9 protein-coding genes are annotated in these 13620 nt (G+C 72.4%); all 9 read left to right on the top strand.

All coding sequences use genetic code 11. The annotated features are described in order from the left end of the window. Window positions 1-211: 211 nt before the first annotated feature. The 9 genes from C8E97_RS27200 (at window position 212) to eccCa (ending at window position 13594) form a co-directional block, all read left to right on the top strand. The gene (locus C8E97_RS27200; protein WP_121008259.1) at window positions 212-1714 is read left to right on the top strand and encodes a hypothetical protein; all 1503 of its coding nucleotides are present in this window, start codon (window positions 212-214) and stop codon (window positions 1712-1714) included. A 385-nt stretch (window positions 1715-2099) separates the two neighbouring features. After that, a complete protein-coding gene (locus tag C8E97_RS27195) occupies window positions 2100-2789 on the top strand; it encodes a helix-turn-helix transcriptional regulator (RefSeq protein WP_342776261.1) in 690 nt (229 codons plus the stop codon). A gap of 273 nt (window positions 2790-3062) precedes the next feature. Beyond that, window positions 3063-3695 carry a type VII secretion system-associated protein gene (locus C8E97_RS27190; protein ID WP_246019204.1) on the top strand — a complete coding sequence of 211 codons (633 nt, stop codon included), beginning with the start codon at window positions 3063-3065 and terminating at the stop codon, window positions 3693-3695. Continuing rightward, window positions 3692-4858, top strand: a complete 1167-nt coding sequence (locus C8E97_RS27185; RefSeq protein ID WP_246019202.1) for a hypothetical protein — start codon at window positions 3692-3694, stop codon at window positions 4856-4858. The genes C8E97_RS27190 and C8E97_RS27185 overlap by 4 nt, the downstream gene beginning before the upstream one ends. Window positions 4859-5052: 194 nt before the next feature. Continuing rightward, window positions 5053-5385, top strand: coding sequence for a WXG100 family type VII secretion target (locus C8E97_RS27180; RefSeq protein ID WP_170212003.1), 333 nt, complete (start codon window positions 5053-5055; stop codon window positions 5383-5385). 89 nt (window positions 5386-5474) lie between these two features. After that, window positions 5475-5723: a hypothetical protein gene (locus tag C8E97_RS27175; protein ID WP_147455250.1), complete on the top strand. Its 249-nt coding sequence runs from the start codon at window positions 5475-5477 to the stop codon at window positions 5721-5723. Window positions 5724-5833: 110 nt separating this feature from the next. Then, window positions 5834-6544: a hypothetical protein gene (locus C8E97_RS27170; protein ID WP_147455249.1), complete on the top strand. Its 711-nt coding sequence runs from the start codon at window positions 5834-5836 to the stop codon at window positions 6542-6544. Between the two features lie 161 nt (window positions 6545-6705). Further along, window positions 6706-9516: a WXG100 family type VII secretion target gene (locus C8E97_RS36615; RefSeq protein WP_121008255.1), complete on the top strand. Its 2811-nt coding sequence runs from the start codon at window positions 6706-6708 to the stop codon at window positions 9514-9516. 34 nt (window positions 9517-9550) lie between these two features. After that, window positions 9551-13594 carry a type VII secretion protein EccCa gene (gene eccCa, locus C8E97_RS27160; protein ID WP_121008254.1) on the top strand — a complete coding sequence of 1348 codons (4044 nt, stop codon included), beginning with the start codon at window positions 9551-9553 and terminating at the stop codon, window positions 13592-13594. Window positions 13595-13620 lie beyond the last annotated feature (26 nt).

The raw sequence follows: 13620 nt of genomic DNA, 5'->3' as shown, positions 1-13620 counted from the left end.
CCGCGCAGTGACGCCCGGGCGCTATCGAGCGGCGTTCCCGGCGCCAAGGAGGGATTCCGGGGCCGGCCCGTTTCTCCGGTCGCTCCACTGTGGTGCATTGGTCGTGCGGGGCGCGCCGCCGCTCGCGCCTCACCGGCCGCGCGGCGTGCGGGCACCCCTGCCCCTACGCGACCCGCTCCTTCCCGCGCAGCTACCGGTAGTGGAGAGAACAATGGTGCACCGCGACGTCGTCACCCAAATGGACTTCTTCCGTGAACTGGCCGTGAAAGCCCGCAACCTCACGGAGATCACCGACCCGAGCCCGGTCGACGTGGGCGCGCTCGGCGGCTTCCCGTACTACTTCAAGAACGCCTCGAACATCTTCACCGAGCACGCGTGGTCCTACATCACCAGCACCCTGGCGCCCAAGGACGCGAGCGGGGACGAGTACCGGATGCTCGGCACGTCGTTCGGTCGCCAGTACCTGGAGTACGTCCAGGACGTGCAGTTCGTGCTGAGCAGCGAGACGCGGGAGCGGCTGAACCAGGCCGAGATCGACAACCAGGAGGCGGCGCAGCGGCTGGTCGCCGACTACGAGCGGATCTTCGGCGAGATCGACGACGACCAGCTCGACGAGGCGGGTGTCGAGACGAAGGTCGGCTACATCCTCGACCACCAGATCCCGACGTGGGCCGACAACCCCCGGTTCCGGCTGCGGACCGGCAGCGTCGACGACCTGGAGACGATCCTGCCCAACCGGCCGTCGGAGGCGGACGGGCTGCTGGTCGCGCTGTGCGAGTACCTCAACGGGCTGGAGCACGTGCTGCCGATCATCAACGAGCAGCTGGCGGCACGCGCCCGGTTGAACCTCATCATGCAGCACATCAAGCACCCGTCCAAGGAGAACGGCGGGATGCAGACCGTGGGCGCGGACGGGAAGTCCAAGAAGTACCGCATCGCGGTCAAGCCGACGCGGGAGCCCAAGGCGATCCGGGCGGACCTGGAGAAGGGCACGTCGTCGGTGTCCATCCACGTGGCGGCGGAGCACTACCGGCTGGGTGAGGCCAGCCTGCGCATCGACGGCCGCGCCGCCGGGATCATCGGGTGGAGCGGGTTGTTGGTCCTCGGCACCAGCTCGGCGAGCTACACCCTCGACAAGTTCGCCGCGGAGCACACCTCGGTCGAGATCGACGTGTCCTTCAAGGGGCTCTCCTTCGTGCAGTTCACCCCCGCGCCGCTGTCGGACGACGGCTCGACCGGCTGGTTCGACCCGGCGGTGCTGCGCGAGGCGGTGGAGAACGACGGCGAGGACGTCACCGGCTTCCACCTGCACCGGTTCCCGGCCAGGCAGGTCGCGAACTTCGCCGTGCAGCAGGGCCTGGTGCTGGGCAACCTGCCGTCGATCAAGGTCCGTTACAGCACGTCGGCCTGGAACCAGACCGCGGAGGAGATGCGCCAGTCGGACGACCTCGTCGTGTCCCTGTTCGGCATCCCGTTGAGCTCGGCGAACAACCACTACAAGAAGGCGAAGTTCGAGCGGGACACCTCGAAGAACAGCTTCACCATCACCGTCGAGCCGAACCCGGCGTCGGCGACGCCCAGCCTCACCGACCACCGGGCGCACGTCCTCGGGGTGCAGGTGGGCCGCCCGTTCGCGCCCGTGCCGAAGATCCCGGTGCCGGCGGCGGGCGAACTCGACGTGACGACGGACAAGGAGCCTTTGGCACACGCCTGACCCCCACCCCGACCGCCGCCACGCCCGATCGGGCGGCTGCCCGCGGCGGCGGTCGGTGTGTCCGCCGAGCGCGATCCCACCTGGTGGGCGTGGTCGCGGTGTCGGTGCGGCCGACACCGCGTGGCCGCCGTGCCGAACTGCACGGAAGAGGCCGCCGCGGCGGGGGACCTTCCGGTCGCCGGGCCCGACGGGTGGGGGTCGGGGGCGGGGGTTGGGGGGTTGGTGGGGGTACCCCATCCGGGGTAGGTCGATATCCCGTTCTCGGATGACGCGGGGCGGCCGGATCGCCCATAGCGTCATGGTTCGTGAGGGGAACGCGTTGTTCGGTCGCGGCAGTGGTGGCGGCCGGTTCTGCGGGGATGCGGACCGGGGTGGAGGAGTCGGGGTGGCCACCGCCATCGCGCGGCACGTCGGTGTCGGTGGTTGTCGGTCGTCGGCTCCGGAGGTGTCGGTGAAACAGGTGCGGGTGGTGGTCCAGGCCACCGACCCGCTCACGGCGGCGGGTCTCGCGGGCAGCCTCGACGAGCGCGCGGAGATCGAGGTGCTGCCCCGGACGCGGGCCGCCGACGCCGACGTCTTCGTCGTCGCCACCGACCGCACCGGGTCGGACACGGTGGCGCTCCTGCGGGCCGCCGACGCCGAGCACCAGCGGCCCCGGGTGCTGGTGACCGGCGCGGTGGACCCCGTCGGCCTGCTGGCGATGGTCGAGTCCGGTGTCGTGGTGGTGCTCTACCGCGCGGCCACGACCGGCGACGTGCTCGCGCGTGCGGTCCGGGACGCCGCCGCGGGACGGGGCGCGCTGCCGCCGGACCTGCTCGGGACCATGCTCCAGCAGGTGCGGACCCTCCAGCGCGAAGTGCTCGCGCCGCACGGGCTCAGCTCGTCGGGGCTGACGCCGCGCGAGGTGGACGTGCTGCGGTTGCTGGCCGACGGCCACGACACCGCCGAGATCGCGGAGCGCCTGCGCTACTCGGAACGCACGGTCAAGAACGTCATCCACACGATGCTGATCAGGCTGGGCCTGGGCAACCGCGCGCACGCCGTCGCCTACGCGGTGCGGGCCGGCTCGATCTGAGGCGGCGACGCCGCCGTTCGGGCACGCGGACTGCCCGAAGCGCCCCGATCCGCTCGTGGCGGGGCGGGAACCGCGACCGGGCCTGCATCATGCCTGGAGGACGCGGAATCGTGATCAGTCCTCAGCGGACACTCGCGACCACGTCCCGTCGAGCCGCTCCGGTTCGCCCCCTGGGGCGGTCCGGCGGCCGCGCGCGACGCGCCGGCATCGGCCCCGGTCCGGGTGCGCCGACGACCGGATCCGACCGGGACACACCGAGAACGGAGGATCGCCGTGGACGCGACGACCGGCGCACCGCCGCGACCGCCCGGCGACTGCCTGCTGCTGGTGAACCCGCACTGGCGGCCGGCGCGGGAGGACGTGCCGCCGCCGTTCGACGCGGTGGTCGGGTCGTGGCCGGTCGAGGACGGGAAGGTCGGCCGGTTCCGCGTGAACCCCGGGCACCGGCCACCGGACGAGGACGCGCCGTCGGACCCGTTGGACGCGGTCCTGCGCCTCGTCCAGCGCGGCGGGGCGACCACCGCCCACCTCCAACTCCTCCTGTGGGACACGGAGTTCGACGTCGCGGTGGACGGGAGCGGCCGTCCGCTGGTGACGACGTCGCCCGACGACGTCCCGTGCGTGCTGCTGGTCACCGGCGAGGCGCACCGGGCCCGGTTCCCGCGGTCGGACTGGTCGCGGGTGGACCTCGTCGGCCTCGTCACGCTGCTCGCGGACGGCACCGACGTGTTGATCAACCCGGACGGCGCCGCCGCGGTCCGGCTGACCGGCGACTTCATCCGCGACACGGTGCTGCTCGGCGAAGAGGTGGGCACCGCGTTCACCGTCGACGACCTCGTCACCGACGGGCTCGGGGTGACGCGGTGGGACGGGGCGGCCGGCCCCGGAGGAGGGACAGCGGAATGACCGACCACGACCGCACGGTCCGGGCAAACCCTGGCACGGCGGCGGCCCTGGAGGGCATCGCGGCCACCGGCCCGGACGGCACGGCTGTGGCGGCCCCGGACGGCACGGCGGCAGGCAGTCGGGACGCCGCGGCGGTGGCAGGGCCCGGCGACACCGCCGCGGCACTGCACCGGACGCTGCTGCGCGTCGCCGGCTGGGCACCCGACGACCTGGTGACCGAGTGCCGCCGCCGCCTGGCGGCCGGTGGTCACGGAGGGGTGGCGCGGACGCTCGCGTTCTGCGGCATCCACACCCTGCTGCCGCTGACCGACGAAGACCTCGCGCTGCTCGGGCGGCTGCTGGCGGAGGACGGCGTCGAGGACGGGTCCGTCCTGGACATCGTCGAGCTGATCGACGTGGGTGCTCCGCCGCTGTGGCGGTTCGCGCCGGAACCGCCGACCGGCGGGGGCGGCGCGCCGCCGATGCCCGCCGCGACCGCGACCGACGCGGTGGCGGCGGTGGCCGGGGAACCGTCCGCGCTGGGGCTGTGGCGGGCGTGGCGCTCGCCGATGGGCGACGCGCCGTACCCGCCGCCGCGCCCGGTGTACGTGGTGGAGACCGACGGGTCCGCCGACCTGCCGGCGCTGACCGGCCGGCTCCAGCGGGCGCTCGCCGCGGGCGGCGAGGTCTCGCCCCAGGTGGAGGTGGTCGTGGCCGGCGCGGACCCGCTGCCCTACCACCGATTCGCCAGGGACCGCGGCGGTCCGCTGTGGTCCGCGCGGCCCGCGCCGGACATCCGCGTCGCGCGCGTGTTCGACCTGGTCGACCCGACGACCGGACCGGGTTTCGCGCCGGACCGCCCCGGGCTGACCGACGACGACCGGAAGCGCGCGCTGGCCTACCTCAAAGGCGGTACCGACCTGCTCGTCACGATGGGGCGCGCGGACGACGTCGTCGACCCGGACCGCGGCACGGTGGTCCCGCTGAGCTTCCGCACCGACGGCACGTGGATCTGGACCGACGCGGTGACCTACTACGCGGAGGTGCACGGCATCTCGCCCGACGCGGACCTGCTGCGGCACATCAGGGCCGCGCAGGGTCCGCCGCCCGAGGTCGACGCCGAGACGTTGAGCCGCGCCACGCAGGTGCTGACGAGCCCACCCGATGGCAGCAGGACGTCCTGACGCGCGCGGAGAGCGGACCGCACGCACGCGGTGAGGCCGCACGACGGGGAATACAGGCAGACAAAACTGGCCGATCGGGCAGATGTGCCGCCGTCGCGGCGGTGTGGCGGACCGGTCGCGCGAGAATTCGTACAGCGGAACGACGAATGGTCGCGGCCTGGTGTCGCGCCTGGTTGCACCACCAGGGAGGAAGAATGGCCGAACAGCAAAACGGCACTCAGATCAACGTTTCCACGTCGGCGATGAAGCAGGCGTGGGGCGAGTACACGGCGGGCCTGGGCGAGTTCCAGCGGCAGTTCAACCGCGCGAACGACACCCAGGCGCAGCTCATGTCCGCCTGGACCGGTGATGCGGCGAAGTACTTCGACGCCAGCTACCGGAGGTGGGCGGACGGCTACGGCTCGATCATCCGGGACCTCGAACGCATCGCGAACATCATGCAGGAGAACATCGGCCACTACATCAAGGTCGAGCACATGCAGGTGGACCAGTCCCGCAGGTTGTCCCAGGGCTTGCCCAACCTGTAGGCGAGAAGCATCCGGCGCACGTCCGAAAGGTGATCCAGGTGACCGAGTACAGCATTGCCCCGGCGAAAGCCGTCCAGATGAGAGCGGACATGTCCTCCATCCAGAGCTCGCTCAGCCAGCGGCTGGAGCACATGGTGAACGCGGCGAGCAGGACGACCGCGGTCTGGACCTCGGCCGCCAAGGACGAGTACACGAGGATCGTCCAGGGCTGGCAGGTGAAGACGGTCGAGATGAACGGGCACTACCAGAGCGCCGCGAGCGCGCTGGGCAGCATCATCGACAACTACCACCAGGGCGAGCAGTACGGCGTCCGGATGTGGCAGGGCGCGGGCGGCTGACGCCTCGCCGTCCGGTGCGACGCCGGTGCGGTGGGCGCGGGCGTCGCACCGGGCACCCCGATCGCGCCGTGAGCTGCTGGGCCGTCCCGTCGACAAGGTGGTGAGTGGACATGACCTACAAGGACCCGGAAACCCGGAAAGAATACCCCAAGGGGCCGTTCGACTTCATCGACGAGGGGAACACGAGGTACGTCCCCCGGCCGGACAGCGAAACGGGGACCGAACTCAACCCGGACTTCGACCAGAAGAAGTACGATCGCGAGCACAAGGCGTGGGAGGACTACAAGAAGAAGTACGACGAGCAGGACGGCGAGGACCAGAGGTCGCCCGAGGCCGCGCGGTACGACGTCCCGCAGGCCCCGGAGTTCGACGCCAAGAAGGAATCGCTGAAGAAGAGCACCTTCGTGCCTCCGCCGGTGCCCGGCGGCGGTGACGGCAAGGGCGACCGGACCGTCGTGAACACGGTGGCCATGAAGCGGTTCGGCGACAACGTCGCCAAGCTCGTCGACCCGATGAAGAACTCGCTCAAATTGGTGGAGGACATCAGCCTCGCACCCGGCGGACTGGGCGAGTCCTGGGAGCTGCGCAACAAGATCATGGGTTCGGGCGGCGATTCGGGCGGCAAGGGGCTGGTCCCCGAGCTGCGGAAGTCCATCTTCGAGATCAAGCAGGCGCTCGACGCGGTGCGGAACGCCGCCATCGCGTTGGCGAAGAAGTACGACAGCGTCGAAGAGCTGAACAAGCTCGACGCGAAGAAGATGGGCCCGCACCTGTACCAGGCCAACACCTACATCGGTGGCCTGGGCTCCGGGCAGAAGTAGCGCCGGGCAGGAGTAGCGCCGGGCGGAAGTGGCGCCGGGCAGAAGTAGCGCCGGCAGAAGTGGCGGCGGCGCCCGGCCGCGTGCCGGTCCGCGGCGTCCGTCGTCGACCCGACCAGAGCCGGGGAAGCCGTCTCGCGATCCGTTGGTGGTGTGAGGAGACCATGCCCGACGACTACAAGCCGGTCAAGCCGAAGAAGGAAGAGCAGGACCTCTACGACAACACCGGCTTCAAGCTCGACGACAACGGATCGATGTGGGTCGGCGGCGACAAGCAGGCCAAGCCGGGGGACCACGCGCACTGGACCTGGAAGCAGATCAAGGCGGCCATCAACGGTGGCGCGGCGATCGACAACGGCCCGAAGGGCGAGTACCGGGACGAGAACGCGGCGAAGCTGAAGTCCATTTCGGACCCGGAGACGCTCAGGCAGGCGGCGCACAGCCTGAACCAGGTGCACGGGGACCTCGTGAGCGTCGCGCAGAGCGTCCTGGACCAGGCGAACGCGCTCGCCGGCGAGAACGGCTCGTGGAAGGGGCCGGCCGCGACCGAGTTCCGGAACCTGATGGAGAAGCTCTCCCGCCAGATCAAGGCGCGGGCCGAGGCGATCAGCACGGACCGGGTGCCGTACCAGCTGCTGAACGACGCCCACTACCTCAAGTGGGCGCGGGACGAGATCAACCGGATCGACAGCTGGTACGCGAACGAGGCGCTGGAGGCCGGCGCGCCGAGGATGAGCAACAACGCGGTGCAGGTTTCGGCCAAGCCCGAGATCGTGGAGATGATGACCCAGGACATGCGCAGGGTCGCGGGTCAACTCGGGGCGAAGTACATGCGCACCGTCCACGAGGTGAGGCTGCCCGACACGTCCGACCTCACACCGGGGCTCAACCAGCAGCCTCCGCCGCCTCCTCCACCGCCTCCGCCCAAGAACAAGACGCCGCCTCCGCCGCCTCCGCCCAAGGACAAGACGCCGCCTCCACCCGAGAAGTACACCCCGCCACCGGACAAGAAGCCGCCGGGTGGTCCTTCCGGGGGCGACAAGTTGCCCCCTCCGGGGGGCGGGGGAGCGCCGAACAAGCTGCCTCCCGGCCCTCCGCCCGGGGACAAGGGGGCGCCGGACAGGCTGCCGCCCGGTCCCGGGCCGAACGGGTTGTCCGGCGGCAAGGGGCCTGGTGGGCTCGGACGGTCCACACCGGACGCCAGGCCGCAGGGTACGCCGCCGGGCAAGGACTCCCTGTCGAACCCCGGCCGGTTGTCCAGCGACGGACCGCTGGGCAGGAGTGGTCCGGGCACCTCGGGCTCGCCGTTCCCCGGTAGCGGCACGCCGACGCCGTTCCCCGGTGGGGGGTCGCCGAGGCCGTTCCCCGGTGGCGGGTCGCCGAGGCCGTTCCCCGGTGGCGGGTCGCCCTCGGTCGGCGCGCGGCCATCCGGGTCCGGGGCGGACAAGGGGGTGGCACCGCCCACCAGGACGCCCACTCCGTTCCCCGGTGGCTCGAAGCCGGGTACGGGCCTGCCGGGGCTGGAACCGTCCACGTCGGTGAAGCCGCCGGGTGGCGGCGCCGGCACGCCCACCCCGTTCCCCGGTGGGAACCCGTCGGTGGACGGTGGTACCGGTGGGGTGAAGCCGTTCCCCGGCGGCACGTCGCCGGACGGCCTCACGCCGCCGAGCAAGCCGGAGAACTGGACTTCCGGCAGCACCCCCGGCGCGGTCGACGCGTCGCGGGACCGGGGAGCCGTTCCGGCGGCTCCGCCGATGATGTCCCCGCCGATGATGTCCCCGCCCGGTGGTGCGCCGGGTGGTGGGTCACCGGGTGGTGGTCGTTCGGACGCGTCGGGGTTGTTGGGCAACGAGGTCGCGCCGTGGATGGGGGGTGCCCTGCCCGCGGTGGGTGAGCCGTCGGGTGGTGACGCGCCGGTGTCCGATCCGGCGGAGTGGGCTGCTCCCGACGGGTCTCGTGCGGGTAGTGGTCTGCCCGGTGGCGCTCCGATGGCTCCGCCGATGATGGCTCCGCCCGGTGGTGCTCCCGGTGGCACCCCGTCCGGTGGGCGTTCCGACGCTTCGGGGTTGTTGCGGCAGGAGGTGGAGCCCTGGAGTGGTGCTGTGCCGTTCGACGGTGCGCCGGACGCGCCGGACGCGCCCCCGTCCGCACCCGAGCCGTGGGCCGCTGTCGCGGGTCACGTGCCCGCCGACGCCGTGCTGCCCGACGTCCCGGTTGTGCCGGACGTCCCGGCTGTGCCCGGTGAGCCGATCGTGCCCGGTGTGCCGGTGCCCGGTGTGTCGCAGCCGCCGGTCAACAGGCCCGCGACCGGGGACCGTGCGCGAATCGCACCCGACGCGCGGGCCGTGCCCGCCGCACCGGCTGAACCGGCCGACCCACCGGCACCGGCTGCACCGCCCGTGTCGGTCGCACCGCCCGTGCCCGCTGAACCGCCCGTGCCCGCCGCACCGCCCGTGCCCGCCGCACCGCCACTGCCCATCGGGCCGCGCACGCCCGCAGCACGGCCCGCGTCCGGCACGACGCCGTGGGAACCGGATGACGACCGGGTTCCCGTCGTCCGGCCGTCCGACGACGAGGAGGACCCCGACGCCTGGGACGTCCTCCTCGACACCGCGTCACCGGTCGTGGTCGTGCCCGCGGTGGTCGCGGCGCGGCGACCGCCCGTCCACCGGAACGAGGAGCAGCCGCCCGATTACGCGCAGCGCGGCACGGAGCCGTGGGAGAGCGCACCGGACGACACGCCCCCGGACGCGTCCCCCAGGGCGGTCTACCGCCGCCGGAAGGGCGGCGAAGTGATCATGGACGAGCGTCCCCTCCTGTACTCCACGGACGTGGAGTTCGAGGAACCGGAGGAGGAACCGGAGGACGACACCGAGCCCGAGGACGAGCCGCGCGCCGCGGTCGACCTGCTCAAGCAGTCCGACGACGCGTGGGGCCGGTCCGACCGGTCCGGCCCGGACGGGGTGCTCGGATGAACCGCCGTGCGGATGTCCTGCCGAGGGAGGCGACATGAGCACCGTCACCGTCAAGCGACCGCCACGCGCGGACGGCCCGGCGATGCCCGAGGGCCAGGTCCAGCTGGAGGAGCCGCCGGTGATGACCGACGAGGCCCCGCAGGACCTCACCTCGGTCATGATGTACCTCCCGATGGGCATCGGCGCCATCTCGATGGTGCTCATCTACTCCCTGGGCAACGGGTCCCCGGTCATGTACATCGTGGGCGGCGCGATGGCCGTCTCCATGCTGTTCATGAGCCTCTCCCAGATCGGTCGGGCAGGCGCCGAGCGCAAGAAGCAGCTGCACGCGGAGCGCCGGGACTACCTGCGGTACATCGCCCAGCTGCGCGCGCGGGCCAGGGACACCGCGCACGAGCAGCGCCGGGCCGTGCTGTGGAACAACCCGGACCCCGCTCGGCTGTGGTCGATCGCGACGGGTGCGCGGCTGTGGGAGCGGAGGGGCAGCCACGAGGACTTCGGCCGGGTGCGGATCGGGCTCGGCTCGCGGCCCGCGGTGCTGGAGTTCCTGCCGCCGTCGACCAAGCCGATCGAGGACCTGGAACCGCTGTCGTCCGTGGCGCTGCGCCGGTTCGGCGAGGCGTACCGCGTGGTCAACGGCATCCCGACGTCGGTCGGGATGCGCAGCTTCACCAGCGTCGAGCTGACCGGCGACATCACCGCCGCGCTCGGCCTCGCCAGGGCGGTCCTCGCCCAGCTGGTGACCTTCCACGCGCCCGACGAGCTGCGCGTCGCCGTGCTGACGCCCGAGGCGTCCCGGCCCGAGTGGGACTGGGTGAAGTGGTTGCCGCACAACGCGCACCCCACGGCGCGGGACGCCGCCGGGCCGGTGCGGATGCTGGCCTGCGACCACGACGAGCTGATGGCGCTGCTCGGCACCGAGGTCACCGACCGGGGCGACCACGACAAGGCCGCGCCGGTCGGCGTCAACGAGCCGTTCGTCGTGGTCGTCGCGCACCTGGGCCGCATCCCGGAGCACTCGCGCCTGCACGGCGCGGGACTGCGCAACGTCGTACTGCTCGACATCACCGGCGAGATGACCGGTGGGCCGAAGGTGTTGCGCCTGACCGCGAAGGGCACCACCGTGGAGTTCCCGTCCGGCGACGCGGTCGGCGTCGCCGAGTGCGACCGGATCAGCACCGGGCAGGCGGAGACCCTCGCCAGGGTGCTCGCGCCGAAGCGGACCAGCGGCACGATCGACGTGGTCGACGGCGCGCTGGAGGCCGACATCGAGCTGACCACGCTGCTCGGCATCCGCGACGCCCGGACCTTCGACGTGCCGGCGCAGTGGCGACCGCGGAACGCGCTGCGCTCCAGGATGTCCGTGCCGATCGGGGTGACCGGGGAGGGCGAGGTCATCGAGCTGGACCTCAAGGAGCCCGCGCAGGGCGGCGTCGGCCCGCACGGGATGCTCATCGGGGCCACCGGTTCCGGCAAGAGCGAGCTGCTGCGCACGCTGGTGTGCGCGCTCGCGGCGACCCACTCCTCGGAGATCCTGAACTTCGTGCTCGTGGACTTCAAGGGCGGCGCGACCTTCCTCGGCATGGACAGGCTCCCGCACACCTCCGCGATGATCACGAACCTGGCCGACGAGCTGGTGCTGGTCGACCGGATGCAGGACGCGATCAACGGCGAGTTGACGCGTCGGCAGGAACTGTTGCGGGCCGGCGGTTTCGTGTCGCTGTTCGAGTACGAGAAGGCCCGCGCGGCCGGTCGGCAGCTCGCGCCGTTCCCGGTGCTGTTCGTGATCGTGGACGAGTTCTCCGAGCTGTTGAGCAGCAAACCGGAGTTCATGGACCTGTTCGTGTCGATCGGACGGCTCGGCCGCAGCCTCGGCGTGCACCTGCTGCTCGCCTCGCAGCGGATCGACGAGGGGCGGATCAACCGCGTCGAGGGTCACCTGTCGTACCGGATCGCGTTGCGCACCTTCTCGTCGATGGAGTCGCGCAGCGTCATCGGCGTCGCCGACGCCTACCAGCTGCCGCCCGAGCCCGGCAACGGCTACCTCAAGCTCGACACGACGAACCTGCTGCGGTTCAAGTCGGCCTACGTGTCCGGCGACTGCCCCGTCCCCGCGGTCCGGGACGGGCAGGCCGCGCGGAGCACGCCGCTCAGCCTCGACGTGCTCCCGTTCACCACCCAGCCGCACCCGCTGGCGCACGTCCTGGCCGCCGAGGAGGAGCCCGCGGCGGGCGACGGGGCCGACGCGGGCGACGAGGAGCCCGCGGCGGGCGACGAGGACGAGGAGAGCCTCGCCGACGTGCTGATCGCGCGGCTGGTCGGCGCGGGACCGCCCGCGCGCCAGGTGTGGCTGCCGCCGCTCGCCGAGTCGCCCAGCCTCGACAGCCTCCTGCCGGGCGTGCTGCCCGACCCGGTGCGCGGCATGGTGGTGGCCGACGACGCCGGGTTCGGCCGGCTGCGGGTGCCCGTCGGCCTGGTCGACCGCCCGCAGGAGCAGGTCCGCGAGCTGATGGTGGCCGACCTGTCCGGCGCGGACGGGCACGTCGCGATCGTCGGCGCGCCGCAGACCGGCAAGTCGACCCTCCTGCGGACCCTCGTGCTGGCGCTGGCGATGACCCACACCCCGCGCGAGGTCCAGTTCTACTGCCTCGACTTCGGCGGCGGCGGGATCATGTCCGTGTCCGGCCTGCCGCACGTGGGCTCGGTCGCGACCCGACTGGACCGCGACCGGGTGGTCCGCACGATCGAGGAGCTGATGCAGGTCCTCGAACAGCGGGAGGCCACCTTCGCCGAGCACGGCGTCGAGTCGATCGGCGCGTACCGCGCGATGTGCGCGCGGGGTGAGGTCGACGACCCGCACGGCGACGTGTTCCTCGTCGTCGACGGCTGGTTCAGCCTGCGGCAGGACTACGACGACCTGGAGACCAGGATCAACGAGCTGGCCTCGCGCGGGCTGTCCTACGGCGTCCACGTGGTGGTGGTCGCCACCCGGTGGTCGGAGATCCGGCCCTGGCTGCGCGACCTGCTCGGCACCCGGTTCGAGCTGCGCCTCGGCGACTCGATGGAGTCCGAGGTGGCCTCCCGCAAGGCGGCGACGGTGCCCGCCCAGCCGGGGCGGGGCCTCACCAGCTCGGGCGACCACTTCCTGGCCGCGCTGCCCAGGATGGACGGCGGCGACGCCGCCGACCTGACCGCGGCCACCAAGGCGATCGCCGAGGAGGCGCGGGAGTTCTGGCCGGGCCGCCCGGTGCCGCCCGTCCGGATGCTGCCGACCAGCCTGCCGCGGACCGACCTGCCCGCACCGGAGGGCGAGGTGCTGCGCGCCTGCCTCGGCCTGGACGAGCAGCGCCTGAACCCGGTGTGGCACGACTTCGGCGTGACGCCGCACCTGCTCGTGTTCGGCGACGCCGAGACCGGCAAGACCAACGCGCTCCGGCTGGTCCTGGACGCCGTGACCCGGCGGTACGCCCCGGACGAGGCGAAAATCCTGCTCGGCGACTCGGCCCGGCGGTTGGACGAGCTGGTGCCGGAGGAGTACCGGACCGGGTACGCCGTCACCTCCGACGCCCTGCACGAGCTGGCGGAGCAGGCGTCCGTCTCGCTGGGCCGCCGGGTGCCCGGTCCCGAGGTCAGGCCGGACGAGCTGCGCGCCAGGGGTTGGTGGCAGGGTCCCGAGCTGTTCATCGTCGTGGACGACTACGAGATGCTCGGCCGCGACTTCGGCGGCTCGTCCGCGCTGGAACCGCTGCTGCCGCTGCTCGCCCAGGGCGTCCACATCGGCTTCCACCTCATCGTGGCGCGCACCAGCGCGGGCGGGATGCGGGCGATGATGGACCCGGTGGTGCGCCGGCTGTGGGAGCTGGCGACGCCCGCCCTGCTGTTCTCCTACCCCAAGGAGGAGGGCGGTTTCCTCGGCGAGGCGAAACCACGCACGCTCCCGGCGGGCCGGGCGCAGCTCGTCACGCGGCGGGGCATCCGGCTGGTGCAGACGGCGTTCGTGGACGCGCCCGGTGGTGGGCCGGTGGACGGTGCGCGGGCGTCCGGGCTCGTGGCGCACCGCGGGGCGGTGGAGTCGTGACCGCGGTCAGGGGGACGTGGCGTTGG

This window comes from Saccharothrix australiensis (assembly GCF_003634935.1).
Taxonomy (GTDB): Bacteria; Actinomycetota; Actinomycetes; order Mycobacteriales; family Pseudonocardiaceae; genus Actinosynnema; species Actinosynnema australiense.
This window is presented reverse-complemented; position numbering and strand designations above follow the sequence as displayed.